Origin of the sequence: Arthrobacter liuii (genome assembly GCF_014639275.1) — a bacterium.
Lineage (GTDB): Bacteria > Actinomycetota > Actinomycetes > Actinomycetales > Micrococcaceae > Arthrobacter > Arthrobacter liuii.
The window spans coordinates 128849-153802 of record NZ_BMFW01000004.1 but is presented as its reverse complement, the minus strand read 5'-3'; the positions used below and the strand labels follow the sequence as shown (position 1 = coordinate 153802).

Here is a 24954-nt window from a genome sequence, read left to right as displayed (position 1 = left end):
CCTTGCCTCGTCACTTGCGAACGGCAATTCCCTGGACTCGCAGTCAACAGTTCAGTCAGTTGATCTTTCCGTCGCGGGCCAGGTCTCCGTAACCACCTCTACAAAGGATGGCGCCACAAACGCCGGCTTCCTGACCAAGATGTTTGCCAGCGCACTCAACGCTCCACCCGTGACGGTAGGTGCTACAGCAACGGCGAAGTGGAAGTACGTCACTAAAGGTATTTCCATCCTCCCGTTGACTTTCGCTACTTGCGAATTCACAGATGACGGGCTGCCCCACAAGATCCTCACCCAGGGTGGGGGCGCAGGCGCACAAGATTGCAACGGGCTTAACCCGTCGAATCAAATCATTCCAGGTGGGTTCGCTTGGCTGAATCCCGACAGCAGCACTGGATGCAAAGTTACCGCTGAAGTTGGGCAGTGGAGCATGACAAGCGCAGGAGGTGCCGTTCCAAACGGATGCATGGACCTGTTCAACCCGACACTTAATCCGTCACTCGCCAACTCCACCGTTGCGCTTCCGGTCTACAAGTACACCTGCGCGGGAATGCCCGCAGCCCAGTTCGGCTCATGCAATGGATCCAGCGTCCAGTACTACATCGAAAAGTGGGCCGGGTTCAAGCTCCAGGCATGGAACTTTACTGGTCAGGCCAAATATGACCCAACCAACGTTTTCACCGGGAGTCAAAAGGGCCTCTACGGAACGTTCGTCGGATACTCCGCGGACCCCAACCTCTTCACCGGAGGTTCCACCACACCCAATGGCAACGTCATTGTCATCGGGCTGATCAAGTAAAGCAACGACTAAGGGGAAGAAAGTGAAAGCACGCCTACTGGGAGGCATCGCCGCGCTAGTCATCGCGATAAGCGGCACAGTCCTTCTTATTACCTACGTACAGAGCGCGGATGCCCGTGCCATGGCCGGAACCGAGACATCGGAAGTCTTTGTGGTTCAGGCCGCCGTTCCTGCAGGAACAGCAGTCAGCGATTTGGGAGGGTCAGTAGCCAAGAAGCCGCTCCCAAAGTCAGCACTCACCGCGGATAGTGTGACCGATCTAAACTCCTTGGGGTCAAAGGTCACCGCCGTTGCCCTGGTTCCAGGAGAACAACTGCTCTCGAGCCGGCTGGTGGAAAAGCAGTCATTCCTCGGGCCGTCACGAGTCGCTGTCCCTGACGGCATGCAGGAGATTTCACTCAAGCTCCCCATCGAACGCGTAGTCGGCGGAAAGATTTCCGCCGGTGACACTGTGGGCATCTTCATCTCCCTCACCGAGTCATCCACCAACGGGGCTGGACAAACGGCTACGCAATCGGCGGGCACCCAGCTCACCTTCCACAAAGTCCTTGTCACTGCCACCCAGTTGAGCAACGGCAATCCGGCTCAGCAGGATTCGACCCAAAAGTCGGATGGATCCCTCAGCTCCGGCAGCAATGCACAAAGCGACGGAATCTACCTGATCACGGTCGCCCGGAACTCAGTTGACGCCGAACGCCTGGTGTACGCAGCAGAATTCGGCAAGATCTACATGTCGAAAGAGCCCACCGGGGCTACGGAGGGCACCACAGGCGTTGTGGACAAGACGAAGGTATTCCGATGAGCCGCTTTGTCCTGATCACCCCTAACGCGGAATTCGAGCGCAAAGTTCGTCTGGCTACTGCAGCCATGCCGGGAACCCTTCAATACTTCCAGGCTGACTATCTCCCCCAGGGTCCCGAGGAAGTCTTGACGCAACTCCTCGGGGAACCTCCTGAAGTCTTCATCCTGGGACCCGGGCTGCCGGCTGACGAGACCTTGAAGTTCGCCGCAGTGATGGATCTACAGTATCCGGAGATCAGCATGATCCTGGTGACCGACGAATCCTCCGAAGTGGCAATCAAGGCGATGCGGGCCGGCATCCGGGATCTTCTGGATCCGGCAGCAGAAGTGGACCACATCCGGATCATCGTCGAGCGGGCCAGCCTTGCCTCGGCCGGGCGGCGACGGGGTTTGTCCCCAAGCAGCTCCGAGCATCACGAGCACGCAGCGGGGGGTCGAATCATCGCCGTCATCTCCCCCAAGGGAGGGGTAGGCAAGACGACCGTTGCCACGAACCTGGCCGTGGGGCTGGGAAAGATCGCTCCAATGGGGGTGGTCATCGTGGACCTGGATCTGCAGTTTGGAGACGTCGCCAGCGGGCTGATGCTGGAACCCGACCACACCATCACGGACGCCGTTGTCGGTGCCGCGAGCCAAGACTCCATGGTCCTCAAGACGTACCTGACCGTGCACCCTGCCGGTATCTACGCCCTGTGTGCCCCAAAGAACCCGGTGGAGATGGACCGGATCACGGGAGAGAACGTCAGCCATCTGCTTACCCAGCTGCGGCAGGAGTTCCAGTACGTCGTGGTCGATACGGCGCCGGGGCTCGGTGAACATGTCCTGGCAACCCTTGACTTGGCTTCCGACGCTGTATGGATTTGCGGCATGGATGTTCCGAGCATACGAGGCCTTCGCTCTGGCAACCAGATTCTTTCCGAGCTGAACCTCTTGCCGGAAGTTCGCCACGTAGTCCTCAACATGGCAGACCGCCGTAGCGGGCTGACGCTCCAGGATGTAGAAGCAACTATCGGCGCTCCGGTCGATGTAGTGCTCCCCCGTTCCAGGACCCTCCCTTTCTCTACCAATAAAGGAATCCCGCTCCTCCAGGACGGCAGCAGGGATCCCGCGCAGAAGGGTCTGCGGCAACTTGTGGAGCGGTTTAAGCCGAGCTGGGAAGCAAGACCCCACAAGAAGTTGCACAGAAGGGCGGTAGTCCAGTGAACCTCTCACGCAGACTCGAAAAGGCACGAGGCACGGAGCCAAGTTTGGCAGTGGTGGAAGAAAATCACGATCCGTTTATGCTGACCAAGGACGCAGTTGAACCCGCGACCTTGGGCCGCATTCGTGACGCCAAAACCGCAGAAACGGCGCAAGCGTCCGAAGTCATCGAGCTGAGCCCAACTGCGGCCGTAGCGAGCGGTGCGTTGAGCGCACTCAAGGAACGCGCAAGCCACGCGCTCTATGAGCGGCTTGGTGCCCGCATCACTGATTCTTCTCTGGAAGAAGTTGAGCTCCACCAGTACGTCAAGGATGAGCTGAAGATAGTTGTCGACGAGGAACAGGTTCCGCTGACCCCGTCCGAGCGCCAGCGCCTTATCCGAGAAATTATCGATGACGTTCTTGGCCACGGTCCGATCCAACGATTCCTGGATGATCCCTCCGTCACAGAAGTAATGGTCAATCGGTTCGACCAGGTTTACGTTGAACGGGCCGGCAAGTTGACATTGACTGACACCAAGTTCGCCTCCGACGACGCCCTGAGGAGGGTGATCGAGCGCATAGTGTCAAAGGTCGGACGCCGGATCGACGAATCCTCTCCTCTTGTCGACGCACGTTTGGCTGACGGATCCCGCGTCAACGCCATCATCCCGCCATTGGCTGTCAACGGACCCGCCCTGACCATCCGAAAGTTCGGCGGTGATGCTCTGACCGTCCAGAAGCTCATTGCGTTCGGCAGCCTCTCACCCGAGATGGCCGAGTTGCTTCAAGCGTGCGTCCTAGCCCGGATGAACATCATCGTTTCCGGTGGTACTGGTACGGGCAAGACCACACTGCTCAACGCGTTGTCTTCCTTCATTCCTGCCTCGGACCGCATCGTCACGATTGAGGACGCAGTAGAACTCCAGCTTCAGCAGGACCATGTGGTGAGGCTGGAAAGCCGGCCGGCGAACATCGAAGGAAAAGGCGAGATTGCCATTCGCGACCTCGTGCGAAACTCGCTCCGCATGCGGCCGGATCGTATAGTGGTCGGCGAAGTGCGCGGCGGCGAATGCCTTGACATGTTGCAGGCCATGAACACCGGCCACGACGGCTCCCTCTCCACAGTCCACGCCAATTCGCCCCGCGATGCCATAGCCCGCCTTGAGACTTTGGTATTGATGGCCGGGATGGATCTTCCGCTCCGCGCAGTACGCGAGCAGGTTGCGTCCGCGGTGAACCTTATCGTTCACATCTCCAGGCTGAGGGACGGCACCCGGCGAGTGACGCACATCACCGAAGTGCAGGGCATGGAGGGCGATATCGTCACCCTTCAGGATGCGTTTGTCTTCGATTTTGCTGCGGGAGTTGACTCGAACGGAAGGTTCCTCGGTAAGCCAGTTCCAACCGGCGTTCGGCCACGGTTCACGGACCGTTTCGCAGACCTTGGCATCCACGTTTCACCACACATCTTCGGCGCTGAAACGGGCCGAGGTAGATAGCCATGACGCCGTCCGTGCCAGTCGCCCTCTTCATGACGGGCCTGTTCCTGGTCTACACGTCTCTCGCGCTATTTTTCGTCTTCGTTTGGAAGGGACGCCAGGGCGTCCCCCTTTCCAGGCGACGCCCTGAGATTGTGCAACAATCCTCCAGCCTGACACGCCTTACCAATCAAGCTGTGGGTGCCTTGAACCGTGGCCTCAAGAAGCGCCCCACCTCGATCTTCAACCGCGACAAGTTGGAGCAGGCAGGCCTAAACAAGGAGCCCGGGGATTACCTCCTGATCGCCGGAACAGTCACTTTGGTGACAACGGTCGCAGCATTCCTCCTCGGTGGCCTCGGCATGAGCATCCTGGCTTTCATTGTCACGCCTTTCCTCCTGTATCTAGGCCTAAATTTCCTTATTTCCCGGCGCAGAAAGGCGTTCGACGCTCAGGTCCCGGACACGCTGCAAATGTTCTCCGGCGGTCTTCGGGCCGGGCACAGCCTCCTGAGGGCCATCGACGCGGCAGCGCAGGAAAATGATGGACCGATGGCTGTGGAGCTCACGCGCATCGTCAACGAAACCAGGATCGGCCGCGACTTGGGTGAATCGATGGCGGATGTCTCTCGGAGAACTGCAAGCGAGGACTTTTACTGGATAGCACAAGCCATTGAAATCCACCGTGAAGTTGGTGGGGACCTGGCGGAAGTTCTGGACCACGTGGGTGAGACCATCCGCGACCGAAACCAAGTCAAAGGCCAAGTCAGGGCACTCAGCGCAGAAGGGCGGATCTCGGCATTGGTCCTCATGGCCCTGCCGATCCTGATGTTCATCGGCCTCGTGCTGTTCAACCCAACCTACTCGCGGGTCTTCACCACGACATTCATTGGATTCGCGATGTTGGGCGCGGCGATCATCCTCTTGTCCGTCGGCGGCCTCTGGCTCAGCCGCATCATAAAACCGAAGTACTAGGGGGATGACATGCAACCCATCGCACTAGCTGCAATATTGGCCATTGTCGTGCCGATTTCGGGCATGGTTTGGTTGTCCTTCACAGGCGACCGGGCTGCCCTGCGGCGCATCAAGGCGAATCTGGGCGGCCGCTCCGCACAGGCATCACAGTCGCTCAACATCAGCCAACAATTCTCGAGCTTGTCCAAACGGATTACACCCCGCGGCTACGAGGCCTGGCTTGACAAACAATTGTCGGGCGCGGGTCGGCCAAAACAGTGGCCGCTTTCCCGGATCCTCATGATCAAGCCAATGCTGGCCTTCGGCGGCGCACTCCTGGGCCTTCTGGTCTTCATGGGCTCACCCTCGGCGGGGAGGTTCTTCATCGCCTTTGTCATTGTCGCACTGGCCTATTTCCTTCCCGACATCCTCTTGCGGAACTTTGCCCAAAAGCGCCGGGAAGCAATCAGGTTGGAGCTTCCGAATGCCTTGGACCAGATGCTGATTTCGGTTCAAGCGGGCTTGGGGTTCGAAACCGCCATGGGACGTGCCGGAGAGAATGGCAGGGGTCCCTTGGCGGATGAACTAATCAGGACCCTTCAAGACATTCAGGTAGGGCGCTCCCGCAAGGAGGCGTACCTGGCTCTCTCGGAACGAGTTGATGTACCCGCAGTGCGGACGTTCGTCCGGGCCGTGGTACAGGCCGATACCTACGGCATAGCTATCGCCGGTGTGTTGAAGACACAGGCAAAAGACATGCGCATCAAACGCAGGCAGATGGCCGAAGAACACGCCATGAAGATGCCGGTCAAGATGCTCTTCCCGCTGATCTTCTTCATTCTCCCGACGCTCTTCATCATTTTGCTCGGGCCCGCTGTCCTCCAGATCATGGCAGTTTTCTCCTAGGGGGCAGCCATGTTGAATTGGATCCCAGGTTTTATAAACCGACGCGCCGAAGCTCTACGTACGTTAACGATGGACCAACGCGGAGCGACAGCTACCGAATACGGGATATTGGTCGCATTCCTAGCAATGGCTCTGGTTATCGGCATCACCGCATTTGGTCAGGCCCTGAACCTCCAGTACCAGAACCTCGCGACAACATTGAGCTCGGCTCTGGGAATCCCCTGATCCCCCTACCCAAGGCGCAACTTGCGCCCATAGTCCGGACCCCCTCGGCACCCAGAACCGAGGGGGTCCGTTTTACGTTCAAAGGCGAGGGCCTTACCAATCACCACGGGCAGTCGCGGCCTACAGGTCGCAACCCACGAAGCGATATAAGACCGCAGACCCTTGTTGGTCCACTTTCACAAACGCTGGCGAATTAGCCGGCACACTAAGCCCCGGAAAATCATTGACCTCGGCACGCAGCTGGTCAATGTAATGCTGGCCAAAGTCGAGGAGGAATCCAACCTTCTCCCTTTTTGCCGCCGCACAAGCCTCAGAGCCAGGTGTGGCTTCGTTTAGCGTCTTGGCCAGGAGCAGACGGTCCGCGTTCGACCCGGTGTACGCGTGCGGGAAGAGTACACGCCGGTTCGCGATCGCAAACGCCGTAGAACTGCCGTCCCACGGGTTATTAGCCATCACTGCGCCCTCAGGCACTTCGGCACTAAGCCGTCCCAGCAATTCGAGTTCATCGGGACGCACCAGTGGCGAGTCACTTGCCAGAGCGTAGGTGCGTTCCCTTCCTGGTGTCGTTTGCGAATTTGTTGGCCACAATACGGTCGTTACCGCGACCGCCGTGATGGCAACGGCCCCAAGCCATTTGATACGGAAGCGTGAGACCACGCTTTCAACGAACCAGGTCGCCGCTACGCCGACAAAGACGGCCCAGAACATCGGCAGGAGGGCAGCGAGCCTGGGTGGGTCCCCGTACCACGCACCAATAATGATTTGCCTCAACAGTGGCTGCGGCAGCGCCGCCGCAACAAGGTAAAGCGCGACGGCGCCTGCATACGCAGCCAGAAACCACCGTTCACTTGCGCGACCGAATATGACCGCGGTGCCCAGCAGAGTGAGCGCCGCAAGGCCCCAGCTTACGCCCCCGTGTGTGGGAGCTACTTCGAGAACGCTTCGAACGGCCGCTGGAAAAGTGTCAATTGGATCCCAAGTAGTGGTAAAAGGCCGCACTCCGGCCCAAACTATCAAGCCGAATGTGAAGACGCTGGTCCAAAGTGCTGTCCATTGCAGGTACGGAAAAGGACCGGACCGCATCTGTTTGATTTTCCTGAAAGACCGCACAGCGGCCATGGCGGTGAAGCCCGATGTAAGACCCACAAGGGCTACCAAAGCCGACATGTGCGTGACAACCAGCCCTGGCAGTCCGGCAAGGAGCGTTGTGAGGCCCAGCGGCCAAGGAACCGGTGACGTGCGGCCAAATCCAAGTAGCGAGGCCACAACCGCCACCAGGGGAGTCAAGAACGTGACTGCAAGCATGTAGGGGAACAGCGGACCAAAGTCGCTCTTTTGGCTCTGCATGACAGTGAACGGGAACGCGAAGAAACCGGCGCTCGCAATACCGGCAGATAGCAAAGCGACCATCTTGGGGCCCACAACGACGTTGACCAAGGAAAGTACACCGATCGGCCAAGCTATGGCTACAACAGCGAAGTTTAAGGCGTTCGCTGCGTCAACCACCGGTAACCCGGTTGCCTCGGCAATAAGTGCGGCAAGTGCGTGCCAGATTTGTGGGTAAAACCCTCCGGACTCACCCATGAGCCCACGTACAGAGAAAGGTGATCCGTCACGGGAATCGATGATCTGCTGTACCAGGTTGAGGTGGAATGGCGTGTCTATGCCTTGGTTGATATTGGCCGGGTCCTCGACAATCTGGGCGTATCTCAGAGAGAGGAGGATCCCGCTGGTGAGCAGTGCAATCCAGTATGCACGGCCCACCGACTGTTCTCTTTGATCCCATGAGAAGAACTTCGGCCACCGTCTCGCCCCTGCACGGACCAGACCGAGCGTAACTCCGGCACACACCACTGTGGCAAAGGTGAAAACGCCAAGCTGCCAGTCAACGTGCAACCACCAGCAAACAAGTGTAGAGACGGCAACAAGTGATGCTGTCAGGACCGGGGCAAGCGAAATCATCCAGATCCGCCGTAACCCTAGGGCCCAGCCAAAAACCAGTCCGGGCAGCAGGAGTACAGCACCCGCAACACAAAAGCCCGGCAGTGCCGCAAGCCAAGAGATCAAGGATTCCCCAAGTAGTTCATCAGTATTCCCCAAGTTTCTACATTCGGCCCCCAAGCCGTCCATAGCATACATAGCATGAAACTTAGCCACGGGGGCCTGGCGCTTGAAATTGTGGTACCGGTCTTCAATGAGGAATCGGTACTCGAAAAAAGCATCACTGAACTCGCAAATTATCTCCATAGCGAATTTGCGGTGACGTGGCAGATTACCATCGCCGACAACGCAAGCACTGACAGCACCCCCCTGATTGGGGCCAACCTGGCCGATCGTATGCCAAACGTCGCGTACCGTCGGCTAGACCTGAAGGGCCGCGGGTGGGCACTTCGTGACGCCTGGGGTTCCTCCGACGCGGAAGTCTTGGCGTATGTGGACGTGGACCTCTCCACGGATCTGGCGGCACTTCCGCCATTGGTTGCGCCGTTATTGTCCGGCCATTCGGATATCTCCATTGGCACGAGGCTTGGCCAGAGCTCCCGCGTTAGCCGTGGCCCGCAGCGTGAGTTCATTTCCCGCTCCTACAATTTTCTGCTGAAGCGCACCATGCAGGTTCGATTCTCCGATGCCCAGTGCGGTTTCAAGGCCATCCGGGCTGACGTCGCGAAGAAGCTCCTTCCTCATGTGGAGGACAACGGATGGTTCTTCGACACGGAACTCCTCATCATCGCGGAGCGCTCGGGCCTTCGGATCCATGAAATCCCGGTGGACTGGGTGGACGATCCTGACAGTCGAGTGGACATCATGCAGACTGCAGTTGATGACATTCGCGGTCTCATTCGGGTTGCTGGTTCCCTCGTAAAGGGGTCGATTCCCGTTCAAGCGATTTATGCGGAGCTGGGGCGGCGCCCTGTGGTTCCACAGTCGAGGCCCAGCTTCTTTGGGCAAGTTATTCGGTTCGGCGTTGTCGGAGCCATATCAACGGTGGCCTTCGCCCTGCTCTATGTGCTGTTCCAGGAGCCTTTTGGCGCACAGCCGGCCAACTTCCTCGCCCTCCTCCTGACAGCGGTGGGCAATACGGCCGCTAACCGCCGTTTTACCTTCGGGATGAACGGCCCGGAGAAGCTCTTCACCCAACAGTTCCAAGGACTTGTTGTCTTTACACTGGCTTGGTCAATAACATCATCGTCGCTGTTGATTTTGCACGCTTCTGCACCGCACTCGTCCCCTACGATGGAGCTCGTGACACTTACCGCGGCGAATATCCTCGCGACGCTTATGCGCTTCGTCATGTTGCGGGTCTGGGTTTTCCGTGTTCCCAGGGCCGATGCAGCAGCCAGCCGCGTTGTGATCTCAGGTGCCCAAACGGCGCAGGCCTCTTGAAGCCCGCGGCACCAGACCCATGGGACCCCTCTGAGCTTCCAGCCGGGGGGCTTCGTTTGCGCCAAACCGGCGGTGCGCCATCCTCACCATACTTAGGCCGTCGGCGGGAAACATTGGCGCTGTGGGCCCTTTTGGCCCTAACTGCTGTGCTCTATCTTTGGGGCCTGGATCGAAACGGATGGGCCAACTCGTATTATTCTGCTGCAGCCATGGCCGGCTCACAGGATTGGACCGCATTCTTCTTTTCTTCCTCGGATCCAGGCAACGCCATTAGCGTCGACAAGCCACCGCTCAGCCTGTGGGTAATGTCGGCTTCCGTACGCGCTTTCGGGCTAAGCCCCTGGAGCATCCTGGTGCCGCAGGCCCTTATGGGAATTACCAGCGTCTACCTGCTTTACAGGATGGTTCGCACTTATGTCGGGAGCGCCGCAGCACTTCTCGCGGCGACATTTTTCGCCATAACCCCAGTTGCCGTGGTGATGTTCCGCTACAACAACCCAGATGCACTGCTTACCCTGCTGATGATCGGCGTGGCCTACACCGCATTGGAGTCAATCCGCCGCGACAAGCTACGGTGGCTGATTCTCGCCGGTGCGCTCACGGGTGCTGCCCTGCTGACGAAGCAGCTTCAAATCGCGCTGCTGCTGCCCGCCGTCGCTGTTACCTATCTGGCCTTTGCCCGTGGACCAGTCCTGAAGCGCATAACGCACGTCTCGGTCGCCCTGCTCGCTGCACTGGTTACCGGCGGGTGGTGGTTTGTCCTGGTGCAAATGGTCCCGGCGGCCAGCCGGCCATTCGTCGGAGGATCCCGTCTCAACAGCGCGGTGGAATTAAGCTTGGGCTACAACGGTCTGGACCGCCTTACCGGAGAGGACGCCAGCCGGACGATGTCTCCCAGTACGGCGAGCCTTGCGGAAAAACTGGATCCAGGCTTCCAGCGTTTCCTTCAACCGCAATTCTCGGGCCAGTTCGGCTGGTTCCTGCCCCTGGCCGTAGCAGGAATGTGCATTGCCGTCTGGCATATCAAGCGGCAGAGCGGCAGTCGGCGATACCGGGCCTTCCTTAGTCTGTGCGTTCTTTGGTTTCTCTCCGCCTCAACGGTTTTGGCGTTCATGTCTGGCATAGTCCATCCGTATTACTGCCTAACTGTTGTACCACCGCTATGCTGCCTCGCAGGGACGGGCTTGCTGCACCTATACAGGCTTAGTAGACGACGAAACGCACGCTGGATGCTGGTTGGGACGCTCTTAATAACAATGGTGCTGGCCTTCCTAACCGCGAGTCGCTCAACCGCTGATTTCCCGCTGGGTCCTTTGGTGGCGCTTCTGGTTTGGTCCGTGGCCATCACCTTTCTTGTGGTCCCACCGCCTTTTCCAGCCCTTCGGAAAATGACAACAGGACTTTTGGCAGTGGCGCTATTGGTCGGTCCGTTGGTGTGGTCCATCAATACAGTTCTGAGTTCCCATGAGGGGGCAGGCGTCGTGGCTGGTCCCAGTATCCTCGGCATACGCACGGATCATCCCGACCGTCAGCAGATGGGCCCCGAAGTGCCAGCCAGTTTCATTGAAGTAATGTTCGGCAACGTGCCTGAATCCGGAATCGTTTCGCGCCTCCGCGCGACTCCGTCCACTACCAAATGGGCGGCGGCCACTGTGGGCTCTGAGACAGCAGCCAACTATCAGTTGGCCAGCAAGCGATCGGTGCTGCCGCTGGGCGGATTTGACGGCACCGATCCATTCCCAACCTTGGAGCAGTTTCAGCGAATGGTCACCGACCATCAGGTGGCCTGCGTAGTGGTTCAGGATCTGCCGCCACTTACCCTTGAAGGCCGCGGAGAGTCGGCACGAATCGTGGACTGGGTTAGAAGCCACTACCACGCCGAGCAAATTGTCGGCGCCCAATACTACAACCTGCTGCCGTAACGGCGGAAAGATCGCATTTGGGCACAGCTCTTTCTTTTGGGACTGAGCTGTACCGCATGGTTGCCGGGAACTTCGCAGGAAGAACCCAGCCTGAAAGGCCTTGGGCGGGATGTGCCAAGGTGCGCGACAGCGCGCGGAATGCGTTGCTGACTTCGTGAGCGTGTTGGGTGGCCGGCTCAACACCAACTTCACCGGCGTCACAGCCAAGCTCAGCTGTATTACCACAGACGTTGGTGACGGTCGGCGTAGTGTGGTGACATGAAGAAGACCTCCGAGTGGAGTGGGGCTTGTCTAAGAGTCCTGTTCCACAAACGGAGGTCTTCAATGTCCCACCCCAATGTTTTCTGAGCCCTCGTGGCCGTCTCGCGCTGGCGCGTTGTGTAGTTGATGAGGGTTGGCCGCTGCGGAGGGCCGCGGAGCGATTTCAGGTTTCTGTTGCTACTGCGTCGCCGTGGGCCCGACGGTACCGGGAGCTCGGCGAGAACAGTTTGGGGGACTTGTCCAGCCGCCCTGCACGGTCCCCGCGCCGGGGCCCGCTCCGGCCTTATCGGCGGATCATTGCCCGTCCGCTCAAGCGCCGCTGGGGGGCCGGAACGGATCGGTTACCTCTTGGGCATCCACCCCTCGACAGTGCTCAAAGTCCTATCCCGGTAGCGTCTGGCCAGGTTGTCCTGGCTGGACCGGGCCATGGGCCGGGTGATCCGCCGCGACGAGCACGACAAGCCGGGGGTCCTGGTCCATGTGGATATCAAGAAACTCGGCAGGATCCCCGACGGTGGCGGGCACCGGGTCTCCGGCCGGGCCGTGGAAGACGAGAACAAGACCGGGACCGAGGCCAACCAACGGCCCGGGTACGCGTACCTGCACAACGTCGTCGATGACCATTCCCCGTTCGCGTACACCGAGATCCTGACCGATGAGAAGAAGGAAAACGCCGGCGGTTTCTGGGAGCGGGCAAATGCCGCGTTCAACGCCGCCGGGACCACGGTGAGCCGGGTCCTGACCGACGACGGCTCCTGCTACCGCTCCTACGCCTTCAAGGACGCCTTGGGCCCGGGAATCAGGCACAAGCGAACCCGCCCCTACCTGCCACAGACCAACGGTAAAGTCGAGCGGTTCAACCGCACCATGCTCGACGGATGGGCCGCCACAGGGCGTACGCCGGCGTGACCGCAACAACAGCGGTCACAGCAGAGAACACATCCGTTCCCGGTGCCCGGTTGGCCTCCCCCATCTGCAGGCGTCCGGTTTTCGCAGGGTTTTCCACGCAATTGCGCAGGAAAGGTACACCTTGAAAAGCCTTTGCACAGGATACTGCAAGACCCGGTCAACACCGCATCAAGCCTTGCTAACTTCGTCGTAGTGCTGGTGCAGGGCCAGCCAAAAACCACTCGCTCAGGAGTTCATTATGCTTTCTCTCATCGCCACCCTTCAGACCCTCGGCCTCAACCTCAAGAACCGCTTCCACGACGAAAAGGGCGCAACAGCTGTCGAATACGGCATCATGGTCGGACTCATCGCAGTCGTCATCATCGTCGCTGTAAGCACCCTGGGTGGCCAGCTGAACACCATGTTCACCGGAGTCACAGCCAAGCTCTAGCCCGGACGAAGGGCCGGTACTGTCTGCTCGACGTCGCCGAACCCACCCCGTTGAAGCGACCGAAGCGGAGAATCCGTTGCGTTGGGCACTTGTACTTACGCAGGACCATCGCCCAAGAAACAGGTTCCCGCGACGAGAACGGTACAGGCGACCAGGCGACGTTTCCGCAGGGCGTACGCCGGCGTGACCGCAACAACAGCGGTCACAGCAGAGAACACATCCGTTCCCGGTGCCCGCTTCGCCTTCCCGATCTGCAAGCGACCGGTTTCGCAGGGTTTTCCACGTGATCGCGCGGGAAAGGTACACCTTGAAATGCCTTTGCACACGATCCTGCAAGACCCGGTCAACACCGCATCAAGCGTTGCTAACTTCGTCGTAGTGCTGGTGCAGGGCCGGCCAAAAACCACTCGCTCAGGAGTTCATTATGCTTTCTCTCATCGCCACCCTTCAGACCGTCGGCCTCAACCTCAAGAACCGCTTCCACGACGAAAAGGGCGCAACAGCTGTCGAATACGGCATCATGGTCGGACTCATCGCAGTCGTCATCATCGTCGCTGTAAGCACCCTGGGTGGCCAGCTGAACACGATGTTCACCGGAGTCACAGCCAATCTCTGAAGCCGGCCCCTGAAGCAAGACCCCAGGCCCCATCACGCCGGCTGTTTGTGCGGTGCAGCTCAACTGCACCGCACAAACTGTTTCACGTGTACAAATCGACGCATCGCAGCAACAGTGATTCGAGAGGAACGCAGCACATGGTGAGGCCATCAGAACGCGGGGCGGCGGCCGTTGAGTTCGCCATCGTCGTGCCTGTCCTCATCATGCTGCTCCTTGGCATCATGGAATTCAGCCGGGCCTACAACGCCCAAGCATCGCTTTCGGCCGCAGCCCGCGAAGGCGTCCGCGTTATGGCAATCTCGAACGATCCCAACGGGGCCAGATCTGCCGCAGAGAACACTGCAGTATCCCTCCAGCCAGCGTTGGTTGACGGCAATATTGCGTTCAAAAACCTTGATACAGGCGCCTCAACTTGCGCGCCGGGCAACCGAATGACGGTCACCATCACGTACAGCCTCTCCACGATGACAGGAATTGCTGGACCGTTCGCTATGACAGGCCAAGGAGCCATGTTGTGCGGGGGCTAGTTCAGGTCAACGGTTCGCAAAGCGACGAACGAGGCGCTGTGAGCGTGATCGTGGCCGTCATGCTTGTGGCGCTCCTCGGCTTCGCAGCCATCGCTGTGGATGTTTCGATGATGTATGCAGAACGCACCCAGCTTCACAATGGAGCCGACGCCGCTGCCTTGGCTATAGCCCAAAAATGTGCCAAATCAACGGCTGACGCCGACTGCATCAGCACGTCGTCGCTGGCAGCAGGTCTTGCAAACAAGAACGCCAATGACGGCCTCAGCAATTTGAAGTCGGTCACGATCGATCAGACCGGAAGAACTGTGGCCGTTACGGCCGGCGCACAGGAAGCAGGCGGCGTTCCAAACCAAGTGTCTCTGTTCTTCGCGCGGGCTCTGGGGATCTCCTCTGCGGAAGTGAACGCAAGCGCTTCAGCACAGTGGGGCACACCGTCCAAGGGCCCGGCGATCCTTCCACTGGCCATTGCCTACTGCAAACTGGACATCCCGGCCGGTGGAACAACGGGAAGCGTACAGGTGCTTGAGCAGTCGGTGAACGGCTGCGGCGGGCTACCAGGTGGTTTCGGCTGGATCACTACCAGTGGCTCACAGTGCTCGGTCACCATGACGGCCGGCCAGGCCAACAACCCCGGCATATGGTTCGCCAGCGACCCCGGTGCCAGCGCCCCGACTATCTGCACCGCCGCGGACTTCAGCCAGATGAACGACCAAACAGTTCTCCTACCGCTCTACGACGTAGCGACGGGAACGGGTTCTTCCGGCAAGTTCTACGTCAAGGGCTTCGCCGCCTTTCACGTCACTGGCTATCAGTTCGCGAACTATTCGTGGACGGCCGGGGGAAATGTCCAAAACAAGACGATTCGCGGGTACTTCGTGAAATTCGTTTCGCTCGCCCAGGCATTCGAACTTGGCAACGTCCCCAATTACGAGGCCTCAATCGTCCGTCTCACCCCGTAAGAATCAGCAAGTCCACAGGAGCAGTTAGTGAAGTCACGTATGTTGGCCGGTGTAGCAGCAGTAGTGCTGGCCATCATCGGGGCGGTCTTAATCATCACCTACGCAAACGGTGCCGACCAGCGAGCAGTCGCCGACATGAATCCCACGGGCGTGCTCGTGGTCACCAAAGCCGTACCGTCGGGGTCCTCGGTCGATGTGGTGAAGGCTTCGGTGTCACTTCAGCAGCTGCCCGGCACAGCCATTGCGAAGACCGCGTTGAACACGCTGGACAACGAAGCCGGAACCGTCGCCGCTGTTGACCTGGTCCCCGGCGAACAGCTCCTGGCCGAACGCCTCGTGGCCCCTCAGGACGCCAAGAGCAGCAGCGCAGCCAAGGTGCCGGCAGGTCTCCAGGAAGTCACCTTCGAGCTGGAACCAAAAATGGTGGTCGGTGGCCGTCTTGAAGCCGGCGACCATGTTGCAATCGGATTCAGCTTTCCTGCTGGCGCGGACAAGAGCAAACCCGGCGAACCCACCACTCAACTCGCCCTCCGCAAGGTCCTGGTCACAGCCGTCCAGCGGGCACCCCAGGCAACGCCAACTGCCAAGCCTACCGACGGCACAAACCCCCAGGACACCACCCTTCCCCAAGGTTCCTTAATGGTCACTGTCGCGGTGAGCGACGTGGATGCAAACAAGATCATCTTCACCACGATCAATGGCAGCCTTTGGCTCACCAAGGAACCCCTCGACGCCCAGGACAACGGCGGCTTCATCGCCAGGAAGGACAACGTGTACAAATGAGCCGCTTCGTCCTCCTCTCCCCCAACGGCGAGTTCGACCAGAAGCTGCGCGCCGCCGTCGCCCACGGCCTGCGCGGCAGCGTCCAGACCATCGCAAGTGACATCCTCCCCGCGGGCCCCCAGGAACTGTTCGCCCTCCTCAACCAGGAACAACCGGAAGTGCTCATCATCGGCCCGGACGTCCCGTATGAAGAGGCCCTGAGGTTCGCCAAGGTCTTCGACGTCCAGTTCCCCGGCCTCAGCCTGGTCCTGGTCAGCGACGTGGACCCGGATTTTCTCCTCCACGCCATGCGCGCCGGCATCCGCGACATCCTCAACCCGCAGGCCGACGCCGCGGAAATCAGGGTGCTGCTGGAACGCGCCTGCCAGTCCTTCGCCACCCGCAACCGCGGCCCCGAAACCCACCAAACGGAGAACGGCGGCAAGGGCCTGGTCATCGGCGTCTTCTCCCCCAAGGGCGGCGTGGGCAAAACCACCCTGGCCACCAACATCGCCATCGGCCTGGGCCAGATCGCGCCCATGAGCGTGGTCATCGTGGACCTTGACCTACAGTTCGGGGACGTCGCCTCCGGCCTCTACCTCAACCCGGAACACACGGTCACCGACGCCGTCACGCCGGCAGCGGCCCAGGACTCCCTGGTCCTCAAGGCCTTCCTCACCGTCCACCCCGCCGGCATCTACGCCCTCTGCGCCCCGCCCAACCCCGTGGACGCGGACCACATCACCCCGGACCAGATCAGCCACCTGCTGGACCAGCTCGCTCAGGAATTCCAGTACGTGGTGATCGACACCGCCCCCGGCATGCAGGAAATCGGCCTCGCCGCCATGGAACAGTGCACCGACGCTGTATGGGTCAGCGCCATGGACATCCCCAGCCTCCGCGGCCTGCGCTCCGGCCTGGAAGTCCTCCGCCAGCTCGAGATCGAGCCCGAATCCCGGCACGTGGTCCTGAACATGGCGGACAGCAAAACCGGCCTGAACGTCCAGGACGTCGAGTCCACCATCGGAGCCCCGGTGGACGTCAGCGTCCCCCGCTCCCGTGCCGTGGCGCTGTCCACCAACCGCGGCATCCCCGTCCTCCAGGACTCCAAAAAGGACCCCGCCGTCAAAAGCCTCCGCCAGCTCGTGGAGCGCTTCAACCCCGCATGGCGTGCCCAGGCACAGCGGAAGCTTCACCGAAGGGTGGTCATCTGATGAAACTCTCAGAACGCATCAACGCGGTCCAGGGCCGCAACCAGTCGGCCGGCACCGCGCTGCTTGAGCCGCCGCGCCCGGCGCCTACTCCTTCCCCGTCCCCTGCGGAAAGTGCCGAGCGGCACGTTCCGGCGCATGCCGCCGCCGTGCATTCAACGCACGACGACGCCGCGCAGCAGGTGCCCACCGCACCCAAAGTGGACGTCTTCGCAGCCATGAAGGACAGGGCGGCCACCGCCCTTTTCGAGCGGATGGGAACGCGCTTCAACGACGCCGCCGTCACCGAGCAGGAACTGCGGAGCACAGCCAAGAAGGAACTCACCCGCATCGTCGACGCCGAACAGGTGCCGCTGACGCCGGAAGAGCGCACCCGCCTGGTCCAGGACGTTGCCGACGACGTGCTGGGCTACGGCCCCCTCCAGCGCCTGCTGGACGACCCCGCCGTCACCGAGATCATGGTGAACCGCATGGACCAGATCTACGTGGAACGCAAAGGCAAGCTGACGCTCAGCGAGTCCCGCTTCAGCTCCGAGGAACACCTGCGCAAGGTCATCGAACGCATCGTGTCCAAGGTGGGCCGCCGCATCGACGAGTCCTCCCCGCTGGTGGACGCCCGCCTGGAGGACGGCTCCCGCGTGAACGCCGTCATCCCTCCGCTGGCCGTGGGCGGTTCCTCGCTGACCATCCGAAAGTTCAGCAAGACGCCGCTGACAGTACGCAACCTGATCGACTTCGGAACCCTGACGCCCGAGATGGCAGAACTGCTGAACGCCTGCGTCAAAGCCAAGCTCAACATCATCGTTTCGGGCGGTACCGGTACGGGCAAGACCACGCTCCTAAACGTCCTGTCCTCGTTCCTGCCGCACGACGAACGCATTGTCACCATCGAGGACGCCGTTGAACTGCAGATCCAGCAGGACCACGTGGTCAGGCTGGAAAGCCGGCCGGCCAACACCGAAGGCAAGGGCGAAGTGACCATCCGCGAGCTCCTCCGCAACTCCCTCCGTATGCGTCCGGACCGGATCGTGGTGGGCGAGGTCCGTGGCGGTGAATCGCTGGACATGCTGCAGGCCATGAACACCGGCCACGACGGTTCGCTGTCCACCGTGCACTCCAACTCCCCCCGCGACGCCGTGGCCCGCCTCGAGACCCTGGTGCTGATGGCCGGGATGGACCTTCCGCTGCGCGCCATTCGCGAGCAGATAGCCTCCGCCGTGAACCTGATCGTCCAGATCTCCAGGCTCCGCGACGGCTCCCGCCGCATCACCCACGTCACCGAGGTCCAGGGCATGGAAGGGGACATCGTCACCCTCCAGGACGCCTTCGTCTTCGACTACTCCGCCGGAGTTGATGCCCACGGCCGCTTCCTGGGCAGGCCTGTTGCCACCGGCATCCGGCCGCGGTTCATCGACCGCTTCGAGGACCTGGGCATCCACGTGTCTCCCGCGGTGTTTGCCACCCCGCTGGGCCCGGGCGTGAAGTAGGGACGCAGCCATGATCATCGCCATCGGAAGCGTCATCCTCCTCTCTGCCATCTGCCTCCTCGGCGTGGCCGTGCTCCTGCCGAGCGCCCCCGCCGTGCCGCTGGACCGCCGTCGTCCATTTGAACCCGAGCCACCGTCATCCATAACGCGTTTGGCGCTCTCCGGCGTGCGGTCCTTCGAACGGCTCCTCGCCGGCCGGAACGTCAGGCTCTTCTCCCGCGCCGAACTGGAGAACGCCGGCCTGCGCCTCAGCCAGGCCGAATTCTTCCTGCTGGTGGGCATCGGCGCCTGCCTCGGCATGCTGGTTGGGTTGGCCACCGTGGGCCTCCTGATGGGACTGCTGCTTGCCCTGCTGGCCCCCTTCGCGGGCAAGCTGGTCCTCGGCTTCCTGGCCGGCAAGCGCCGCACCGCTTTCGACAGCCAGCTCGGCGACACCCTGCAGCTGCTCTCCGGCGGCCTGCGGGCTGGGCACAGCATCCTGCGCGCCATCGACGCCGCCGCCGCCGAGTCCCAGAAGCCGACGTCGGAGGAAATGCGGCGCGTGATTACCGAAACCAGTCTGGGGCGTGACCTGCTGGCGGCCCTGAACGACACCGCCGACCGGATGAAGAACGAGGACTTCGTATGGATCTCACAGGCCATCCAGATCAACCGCGAGGTGGGCGGCAACCTGGCGGAGGTGCTGGACCAGGTGAACGAGACCATCCGCGAGCGCGCGGAGATCAAGGGGCACATCAAGGCCCTGGCCGCTGAAGGCAAGTTCTCTGCCTACATCCTGATCGCCATGCCGTTCGGCATCGTGGCCATGCTGCTCGCGGTGAGCCCGAGCTACATGAACTCGATGTTCACCCATCCCCTGGGCTGGGCAATGATCGGTGCGTCCTTTGTCCTGATGACCATCGGTGCGCTCTGGATGCGCAAGATCATCGACCTGAAGTTCTGAGGATCACATGAACCTGATCGTCCTCCTCTCCGTCCTGCTGGTCTGCGTGCCCGTGGCGGCTCTGGCGTGGTCCGTCCTGACGGTGGACAAGCAAGGCCGCGTGGCTGTCAACGACCTGCTCTCCCGCGGCGGCACGCCTGTTGCCACCGCTGCTGCCGCAGCGCCGGGACTGCTCGAAGCCGTCGGCAGGCGCCTCACTCCCCCTGCCTATGTTGCGTTCCTTGACCGCCTCCTGTCCCTCGCCGGCCGCCCGGCCTCCATGCCGCTGGGGAAGGTGCTGGGGTCAAAGCTGGCCCTCGGCGTGGCCGGCGTGGCCATGGGCGGCTACCTGGCGGCCATCGGCAGCAGCCCTGTGATGAAGCTGGCCGGGATCTTCGTCCTGTTCCTTGGCTACTTCATCCCGGACCTCCTCCTCTACAGCAAGGGGCAGGAGCGGCAGAAGGCCATGCAGCTGGAACTCGCCAACACCCTGGACCAGATGCTCATTTCCGTGGAAGCCGGCCTGGGCTTTGAAGGCGCCATGGCCCGGGCCGGCGAGAACGGCAAGGGCCCCCTGGCCGAGGAACTGGTCCGCACCCTGCAGGACATGCAGGTGGGACGCAGCCGCCGGGAGTCCTACATCGCCCTGGCTGAACGGACCAACATCCCGGAGCTTCGCAGCTTTGTGCAGGCCGTGGTCCAGGCCGACACGTACGGCATCGCCATCAGCCGGGTCCTGCGCGTGCAGGCCAAGGTGATGCGGGTCAAGCGGCGCCAACGGGCCGAGGAAAAGGCGATGAAGCTGCCCGTCATGATCCTTTTCCCGTTGCTGTTCTTTATCTTTCCGGTCCTCTTCATCGCCATTCTGGGGCCGGCCGTGATCAACACGATTGCCACTTTCACCGGGCAGTGAAGCACGCTCAGCACCGTGGCAAGGTTGCCTCAAGGTTTACACAGGATGACCCGAAATAAGACACCGCACGAATTCCAGGAAGTAGCCTTGAACAATGCACAGTCACGATCACGGTTCGAGTGGAAAGAGCCCCGCTGCGGACTCACCGCTGGCCGGGGTCGCAGTACCCTCCGTTTTCGTCCCGGCCGCCAGCGCGGACCACTCGCTGAAGGCGGCGGGTCTCTTGCCATTGATTGATGCAGCTGTGCTGGACGAACTCGAGGACGAAGTGGCAGGATCCGGCCTGGCCCAGCGGTTCGCCCGTGACTATGCCGCCATGTGGGACCTGCGCCTGACCCGGCTGGGAACGGCGGTGGACAGCGAAGACAAGGCGTCTGCCCTGGACGCCGTCATCAGCCTCAAGATCAGTTCCGCCATGGTGGGCGGGGTCCGCCTGGCCAGGCTCGCCGAACTCCTCGAAGACCTGATCCGGCGCGGCGACTTTGTCCAGGGCCAGGCCATGATGGCCGGAGTAGCCCAGGACGGGGCACGGACAGTATCCGAGCTGCAGTCAACCTACATCCTGGAGAAGGGCTGAAGCCTACGCGTCGTCGGGCCGCCGGGGCGCCAGCCGGTACCCCACACCGCGCACCGTCTGCAGCCAGCGCGGCGACAACTGGTCTTCCTTAAGCTTGCGCCGGAGGTTTCCCACATGGACCTCCACTGCACGCTCATCGGCCTCGCTTATGTAAGTGTCATGGTCATAGAAGTCGCCCCGCACGGCCCGTACCAGGTCAGCCCTGGTGCATACGGCGCCGCCGCCCTTCAGCAGCACATGCAGCAGGTCGAACTCGCTGCGGGTCAGGCCCAGCGGCTGACCCTTGACCTCCACCGTGCGTGTGCGGTGGTTCAGCTGGAGTCCGTTGTGCCGCAGCACCCCCGGATCGCCCGGCGCGGGCGGAGCCGGGGGCTGTCCCCAGTGCGCGGTTGACGGTTCCTCCCCCGCTATCTCATGCCGGGGCCTGCGCATCATCGCCGACACCCGGGCCCGGAGCTCCCTTGGCCTGAAGGGTTTGGCGATGTAATCGTCCGCGCCCGCATTGAGTGCAGACAACAGGTCCGGCTCCTCCGTCCGGCCCGTCAGCATCACCACATATGCATTGCTGAAATTCCGGATTCGCCGTAAAACCTCGAACCCGTCAATATCCGGCAAGCCGATATCGAGCGTTACAACGTTGGCCTGCTTACTGCGGACCACCTCAACCCCGGCCCGCCCATCAACCGCTGTATGTACTTCGAAGCCCGCCTGGGTCAATACACCTTCAAGGAGGTTGCGTACGTCTGCGTCATCTTCGATTACTACAGCTATACCAAGATCGTCCATTGCTATCCCTGTGCCAGGCGGAGATGGCCCCCCATTGGCCCAGCGCCAATGCCATTCCCGCTCCAACCATTTATACGCTACTTGTAAGCCTGCCTGATGACACCTGAATCCGCGCTAAAAATTGAAAAGTCAATTACTATGACAAGACGTGTGCAATATGGGGCAGGAATGGGTAAGTGCCGGGCATCCGGGGGGAATTGAATCACTCCGGCGCAACCTGCATTCCAGACGTGAAGGGGTACGAGTCAGAAACATGGCTGAGCCGTTGTTCCACCGTGGACCCGGCCGCATCTTCCGCCGGCTGGGGCCCCGCGCCCAAGTGGCGTTGTGCCAGCTCCCCCTCACCCTCATTGTGGCTGTCATTGCCGTCGCCAGCCCGTTTGCCTGGCCCTCGCTCCTGCACAGCCCGCTGTACATGGCCGGCCTTGTCCTTCACGGGCTGCTGTTCCTTGCCTGCTTCCTGGTTCCCTGGGAACGGTTGGCGCACCGTCCGTACCTGCTGATTCCAGTGCTGGACTTCGCCGCGATCGGGTTCCTGCGCAACGGTGCGGCACCGCTCCTGCCGGGCCTGGCCGTCCTGGTGGTCTTCCCGGTCATCTGGCTCTCCGCGTCCGGCATGCTGGCGCGCAGCAGCCTGGTGCTGAGCTTCCTGGGGCCGTTCCTGATCATGCTCCCCACGGCCGTGGATCACTTCCCGTCGGAAACCGCCGCGGACCTCACCACTGTCGTTCTCTTCCCCGTCATGATGCTCGCCGTGTCCCTGGCCATCCGCTTCGCAAGCGTGCATCTCCGGCTGCAGCAGCGTGAACTGGCGGAGAAGGACCGTGAGCTCCGGAACCTGCTGGACTCAAGCCGGGAACGGGAGAAGCTGCTCGAAACCGTACTGGACGCCACTGACGTCGGTATTGCCGCCGTCGACCGTTCCGGCCACTTCCTGGTGTCCAACAGCCGCCAGCGCAACTTCCGCCGGGCCACGGGTGCCGATGAGGCCATTCCCGGGCAGGGGCACCAGCTCATCTTCGGCCAGGACCGCCGCACCCTGCTCCCACCGGACCGCAGGCCTATCATCCGTGCCATGGCCGGGGAGTCCTTCGCCGACTACCTGGTGTGGGCGGGCGAAGGCCCGGAGCAGCGCGCCGTCTCTACCGCCGCCCGCCCGTTGGTCAGCGAGGACGGTCGCCTCACCGGGGCAGTGGTGGTCTACAGCGACGTCACCGGCTGGGTGGAATCCCTGGCTGCCAACCAGGAACTGATCTCGAATGTCTCGCACGAATTCAAGAACCCGCTGAACTCGATCGTCGGCAACGTGGACCTGGTGCTGGATGACGCCGAAAGCCTGCCCCCGCACGTGGCGCACCGCCTGCTGGTGGTCCAGCGCAATGCGGAGCGGCTGCTGGACCTGGTGGCCGACCTGACGGCCTCCGCCTCCACCACCCTGAACGTCCACCCCAAGCGGACCGACCTGGCCAGCCTGGTGGAAACCAGCCTGAGTTCGGCCCAGGCCTCGGCGCAGCGGTCCCATGTAGAGATCGCCGCCGACATCCCCTCGCCCCTGTGGGCCTACGCCGACCCGCTCCGCATCGGGCAGGTGCTGGACAACCTGGTCTCCAACGCCATTAAATACTCCCCCGACGGCGGCAAGGTCAGCATCAGCGCGGAAGCGGACAAGCAGTGGGTCCGGCTCAGCGTCACGGACACCGGGATGGGCATGTCCACCGACGACGCGGCGAAGGCCTTCAACCGGTTCTTCCGGGCGGAGTCCGCGCAAAGGGCGGCGATCCCCGGAGCCGGGCTGGGCCTTTCCATTACCCGCATGATCGTGGAACGGCACGGCGGCAGCATCATGTGCCAGAGCGGCGAGGGCCAGGGCAGCACCTTCACGGTTACGCTTCCCGCCGAAGGCTCGCCGCCGGCGTTTTAGAACCATCCATTGCTCCCCACCGGCTCCCTACCCTCGCAAGCTCGGGCCGGGGCCCTCGCCGGTGTGGGCCCCGTGTCGTTTTCAGACCCAAAACGACAAGTAAGGAGCAATGGATGAAGATTAGTACTTGCGGACGGCGCGGGTTAGTTCGGCGCGGGCCAATAGTTCGCTGTCCGACGGGTAGGCCACTTCCTCCAGCACCAGGGGGTGCGGGGCGGCCAGGACGGATTTGGCGTCCCGTTTCTGCAGCAGCAGCCGCTCGTGCAGCCAGCCCGGCGCCTCGGTCCCCTCACCCACGTAGAGCGCGGAGCCGATCAGTGCGCGCACCATGTTGTGGCAGAAGGCGTCGGCCTGGACGGTGGCCACGATGACGCCGTCCTCGCCCCGCCTGAACTCGAAGCGCTGGAGTTCCCGGACGGTGGTGGCGCCCTCCCGGGGCTTGCAGAAGGACAGGAAGTTCTGCAGCCCGAGGAGCTTCGAGGCCCCTTGGTTGAGCAGGGATACGTCCAGCGGGTTCCGGTGCCACAGCGTGAAGTATCGCTCCAACGGATCCCAGAGCGCCGGCCCGTCCGCGATCCGGTAACTGTAGCGCCGCCAAAGGGCGGAAAAACGGGCGTCGAAACCGGTGGGTGCCAGGGAGATCCTGTGCACTTCCACCGCGCCGGTAAGGTCCCCGAGGATGCGGCTCAACGCGCCGCGGAGCCGGCGCAGCATGGCGACGGCGGGATCCAGTTCGTGCCCGCGCGGCAGTCCCAGCCACTCGGCTTCGGTCAGGTCAAGGTGGACCACCTGGCCGCGGGCGTGCACCCCGGCGTCGGTGCGGCCGGCAACGGTCACGCGGACCGGGCGCCGGACCAAGAGCTCGATCGCTTCCTCCAGGACGCCCTGGACGGTCAGCCGTCCTGGCTGCAGTGCCCACCCGCTGAACGGGCCGCCGTCGTACGAAAGATCAAGCCGGATACGCAAAAACCCGCCGCCCCCTGGAACGGGGGCCGCGGGTTTTTGGTGGTTCACAGACCTAAGTCT

23 protein-coding genes and 1 pseudogene are annotated in these 24954 nt (G+C 61.7%); 21 read left to right on the top strand and 3 right to left on the bottom strand.

The window, feature by feature from the left end; genetic code table 11:
• The first annotated feature begins 463 nt into the window (after positions 1-463).
• The 7 genes from IEW19_RS23420 to IEW19_RS23905 are packed head-to-tail and all read left to right on the top strand — an operon-like array spanning position 464 to position 6341.
• Complete coding sequence (locus IEW19_RS23420; protein ID WP_229748375.1) at positions 464-796, top strand: hypothetical protein; 333 nt, start codon at positions 464-466, stop codon at positions 794-796.
• A 22-nt stretch (positions 797-818) separates the two neighbouring features.
• A complete protein-coding gene (gene cpaB, locus IEW19_RS06620; protein ID WP_229748366.1) occupies positions 819-1598 on the top strand; it encodes a Flp pilus assembly protein CpaB in 780 nt (259 codons plus the stop codon).
• Entirely contained in the window at positions 1595-2800 is a 1206-nt protein-coding gene (locus IEW19_RS06615) for a CpaE/TadZ family protein (RefSeq protein WP_188570863.1), read from the top strand. The genes cpaB (IEW19_RS06620) and IEW19_RS06615 overlap by 4 nt, the downstream gene beginning before the upstream one ends.
• A complete protein-coding gene (locus tag IEW19_RS06610; protein WP_188570862.1) occupies positions 2797-4278 on the top strand; it encodes a TadA family conjugal transfer-associated ATPase in 1482 nt (493 codons plus the stop codon). The genes IEW19_RS06615 and IEW19_RS06610 overlap by 4 nt, the downstream gene beginning before the upstream one ends.
• Before the next feature lie 2 nt (positions 4279-4280).
• Complete coding sequence (locus tag IEW19_RS06605) at positions 4281-5231, top strand: type II secretion system F family protein (protein ID WP_188570861.1); 951 nt, start codon at positions 4281-4283, stop codon at positions 5229-5231.
• Between the two features lie 9 nt (positions 5232-5240).
• On the top strand, positions 5241-6116 hold the full coding sequence (locus IEW19_RS06600) for a type II secretion system F family protein (RefSeq protein ID WP_188570860.1): 876 nt from the start codon (positions 5241-5243) through the stop codon (positions 6114-6116).
• A gap of 9 nt (positions 6117-6125) precedes the next feature.
• Entirely contained in the window at positions 6126-6341 is a 216-nt protein-coding gene (locus IEW19_RS23905; RefSeq protein ID WP_188570859.1) for a Flp family type IVb pilin, read from the top strand.
• Between the two features lie 120 nt (positions 6342-6461).
• Here the strand turns inward: IEW19_RS23905 and IEW19_RS06590 are convergent, their stop codons facing one another.
• Positions 6462-8471 carry a DUF6541 family protein gene (locus IEW19_RS06590; RefSeq protein ID WP_308419988.1) on the bottom strand — a complete coding sequence of 670 codons (2010 nt, stop codon included), beginning with the start codon at positions 8469-8471 and terminating at the stop codon, positions 6462-6464.
• A 12-nt stretch (positions 8472-8483) separates the two neighbouring features.
• On the opposite strand from IEW19_RS06590, the gene IEW19_RS06585 reads away from it, so the two are divergent.
• The 13 genes and pseudogenes from IEW19_RS06585 (at position 8484) to IEW19_RS06520 (ending at position 21221) form a co-directional block, all read left to right on the top strand.
• Positions 8484-9725 (top strand): bifunctional glycosyltransferase family 2/GtrA family protein, encoded by a 1242-nt coding sequence (locus tag IEW19_RS06585; RefSeq protein ID WP_188570857.1) that lies wholly within the window; start codon positions 8484-8486, stop codon positions 9723-9725.
• A gap of 209 nt (positions 9726-9934) precedes the next feature.
• On the top strand, positions 9935-11647 hold the full coding sequence (locus IEW19_RS06580) for an ArnT family glycosyltransferase (protein ID WP_188570856.1): 1713 nt from the start codon (positions 9935-9937) through the stop codon (positions 11645-11647).
• Positions 11648-11971: 324 nt separating this feature from the next.
• Positions 11972-12793, top strand: a pseudogene (locus IEW19_RS06575) (IS481 family transposase); the annotation flags it as partial.
• Positions 12794-13055: 262 nt separating this feature from the next.
• A complete protein-coding gene (locus IEW19_RS06565; RefSeq protein WP_188570853.1) occupies positions 13056-13247 on the top strand; it encodes a Flp family type IVb pilin in 192 nt (63 codons plus the stop codon).
• Between the two features lie 424 nt (positions 13248-13671).
• Positions 13672-13863 (top strand): Flp family type IVb pilin, encoded by a 192-nt coding sequence (locus IEW19_RS06560; protein ID WP_188570852.1) that lies wholly within the window; start codon positions 13672-13674, stop codon positions 13861-13863.
• Between the two features lie 137 nt (positions 13864-14000).
• Complete coding sequence (locus IEW19_RS06555; RefSeq protein WP_188570851.1) at positions 14001-14390, top strand: TadE/TadG family type IV pilus assembly protein; 390 nt, start codon at positions 14001-14003, stop codon at positions 14388-14390.
• 38 nt (positions 14391-14428) lie between these two features.
• On the top strand, positions 14429-15349 hold the full coding sequence (locus IEW19_RS06550) for a pilus assembly protein TadG-related protein (protein ID WP_229748363.1): 921 nt from the start codon (positions 14429-14431) through the stop codon (positions 15347-15349).
• A gap of 27 nt (positions 15350-15376) precedes the next feature.
• Positions 15377-16132: a Flp pilus assembly protein CpaB gene (cpaB, locus tag IEW19_RS06545; RefSeq protein WP_229748362.1), complete on the top strand. Its 756-nt coding sequence runs from the start codon at positions 15377-15379 to the stop codon at positions 16130-16132.
• Positions 16129-17325, top strand: coding sequence for a CpaE/TadZ family protein (locus IEW19_RS06540; protein WP_188570850.1), 1197 nt, complete (start codon positions 16129-16131; stop codon positions 17323-17325). The genes cpaB (IEW19_RS06545) and IEW19_RS06540 overlap by 4 nt, the downstream gene beginning before the upstream one ends.
• The gene (locus tag IEW19_RS06535) at positions 17325-18809 is read left to right on the top strand and encodes a TadA family conjugal transfer-associated ATPase (RefSeq protein ID WP_188570849.1); all 1485 of its coding nucleotides are present in this window, start codon (positions 17325-17327) and stop codon (positions 18807-18809) included. The genes IEW19_RS06540 and IEW19_RS06535 overlap by 1 nt, the downstream gene beginning before the upstream one ends.
• A 10-nt stretch (positions 18810-18819) precedes the next feature.
• Entirely contained in the window at positions 18820-19752 is a 933-nt protein-coding gene (locus tag IEW19_RS06530; protein ID WP_188570848.1) for a type II secretion system F family protein, read from the top strand.
• Positions 19753-19759: 7 nt separating this feature from the next.
• A complete protein-coding gene (locus IEW19_RS06525) occupies positions 19760-20644 on the top strand; it encodes a type II secretion system F family protein (protein ID WP_188570847.1) in 885 nt (294 codons plus the stop codon).
• Between the two features lie 94 nt (positions 20645-20738).
• The gene (locus tag IEW19_RS06520; RefSeq protein ID WP_188570846.1) at positions 20739-21221 is read left to right on the top strand and encodes an Hpt domain-containing protein; all 483 of its coding nucleotides are present in this window, start codon (positions 20739-20741) and stop codon (positions 21219-21221) included.
• 3 nt (positions 21222-21224) lie between these two features.
• Here the strand turns inward: IEW19_RS06520 and IEW19_RS06515 are convergent, their stop codons facing one another.
• Entirely contained in the window at positions 21225-22007 is a 783-nt protein-coding gene (locus IEW19_RS06515; RefSeq protein ID WP_188570845.1) for a response regulator transcription factor, read from the bottom strand.
• Positions 22008-22260: 253 nt separating this feature from the next.
• On the opposite strand from IEW19_RS06515, the gene IEW19_RS06510 reads away from it, so the two are divergent.
• Positions 22261-23928: an ATP-binding protein gene (locus tag IEW19_RS06510; RefSeq protein ID WP_188570844.1), complete on the top strand. Its 1668-nt coding sequence runs from the start codon at positions 22261-22263 to the stop codon at positions 23926-23928.
• 120 nt (positions 23929-24048) lie between these two features.
• Here the strand turns inward: IEW19_RS06510 and IEW19_RS06505 are convergent, their stop codons facing one another.
• Positions 24049-24942 (bottom strand): tRNA pseudouridine synthase A, encoded by an 894-nt coding sequence (locus tag IEW19_RS06505; RefSeq protein ID WP_188570843.1) that lies wholly within the window; start codon positions 24940-24942, stop codon positions 24049-24051.
• Positions 24943-24954: the final 12 nt, after the last annotated feature.

Coding starts and splice junctions, on each gene's coding strand:
- IEW19_RS23420 (WP_229748375.1), top strand. CDS start 464: ATGGACCTGTTCAACCCGACACTTAATCCGTCACTCGCCAACTCCACC.
- IEW19_RS06615 (WP_188570863.1), top strand. CDS start 1,595: ATGAGCCGCTTTGTCCTGATCACCCCTAACGCGGAATTCGAGCGCAAA.
- IEW19_RS06605 (WP_188570861.1), top strand. CDS start 4,281: ATGACGCCGTCCGTGCCAGTCGCCCTCTTCATGACGGGCCTGTTCCTG.
- IEW19_RS06600 (WP_188570860.1), top strand. CDS start 5,241: ATGCAACCCATCGCACTAGCTGCAATATTGGCCATTGTCGTGCCGATT.
- IEW19_RS23905 (WP_188570859.1), top strand. CDS start 6,126: ATGTTGAATTGGATCCCAGGTTTTATAAACCGACGCGCCGAAGCTCTA.
- IEW19_RS06590 (WP_308419988.1), bottom strand. CDS start 8,471: ATGGACGGCTTGGGGGCCGAATGTAGAAACTTGGGGAATACTGATGAA.
- IEW19_RS06585 (WP_188570857.1), top strand. CDS start 8,484: ATGAAACTTAGCCACGGGGGCCTGGCGCTTGAAATTGTGGTACCGGTC.
- IEW19_RS06580 (WP_188570856.1), top strand. CDS start 9,935: ATGGCCGGCTCACAGGATTGGACCGCATTCTTCTTTTCTTCCTCGGAT.
- IEW19_RS06565 (WP_188570853.1), top strand. CDS start 13,056: ATGCTTTCTCTCATCGCCACCCTTCAGACCCTCGGCCTCAACCTCAAG.
- IEW19_RS06560 (WP_188570852.1), top strand. CDS start 13,672: ATGCTTTCTCTCATCGCCACCCTTCAGACCGTCGGCCTCAACCTCAAG.
- IEW19_RS06555 (WP_188570851.1), top strand. CDS start 14,001: ATGGTGAGGCCATCAGAACGCGGGGCGGCGGCCGTTGAGTTCGCCATC.
- IEW19_RS06540 (WP_188570850.1), top strand. CDS start 16,129: ATGAGCCGCTTCGTCCTCCTCTCCCCCAACGGCGAGTTCGACCAGAAG.
- IEW19_RS06535 (WP_188570849.1), top strand. CDS start 17,325: ATGAAACTCTCAGAACGCATCAACGCGGTCCAGGGCCGCAACCAGTCG.
- IEW19_RS06530 (WP_188570848.1), top strand. CDS start 18,820: ATGATCATCGCCATCGGAAGCGTCATCCTCCTCTCTGCCATCTGCCTC.
- IEW19_RS06525 (WP_188570847.1), top strand. CDS start 19,760: ATGAACCTGATCGTCCTCCTCTCCGTCCTGCTGGTCTGCGTGCCCGTG.
- IEW19_RS06520 (WP_188570846.1), top strand. CDS start 20,739: ATGCACAGTCACGATCACGGTTCGAGTGGAAAGAGCCCCGCTGCGGAC.
- IEW19_RS06515 (WP_188570845.1), bottom strand. CDS start 22,007: ATGGACGATCTTGGTATAGCTGTAGTAATCGAAGATGACGCAGACGTA.
- IEW19_RS06510 (WP_188570844.1), top strand. CDS start 22,261: ATGGCTGAGCCGTTGTTCCACCGTGGACCCGGCCGCATCTTCCGCCGG.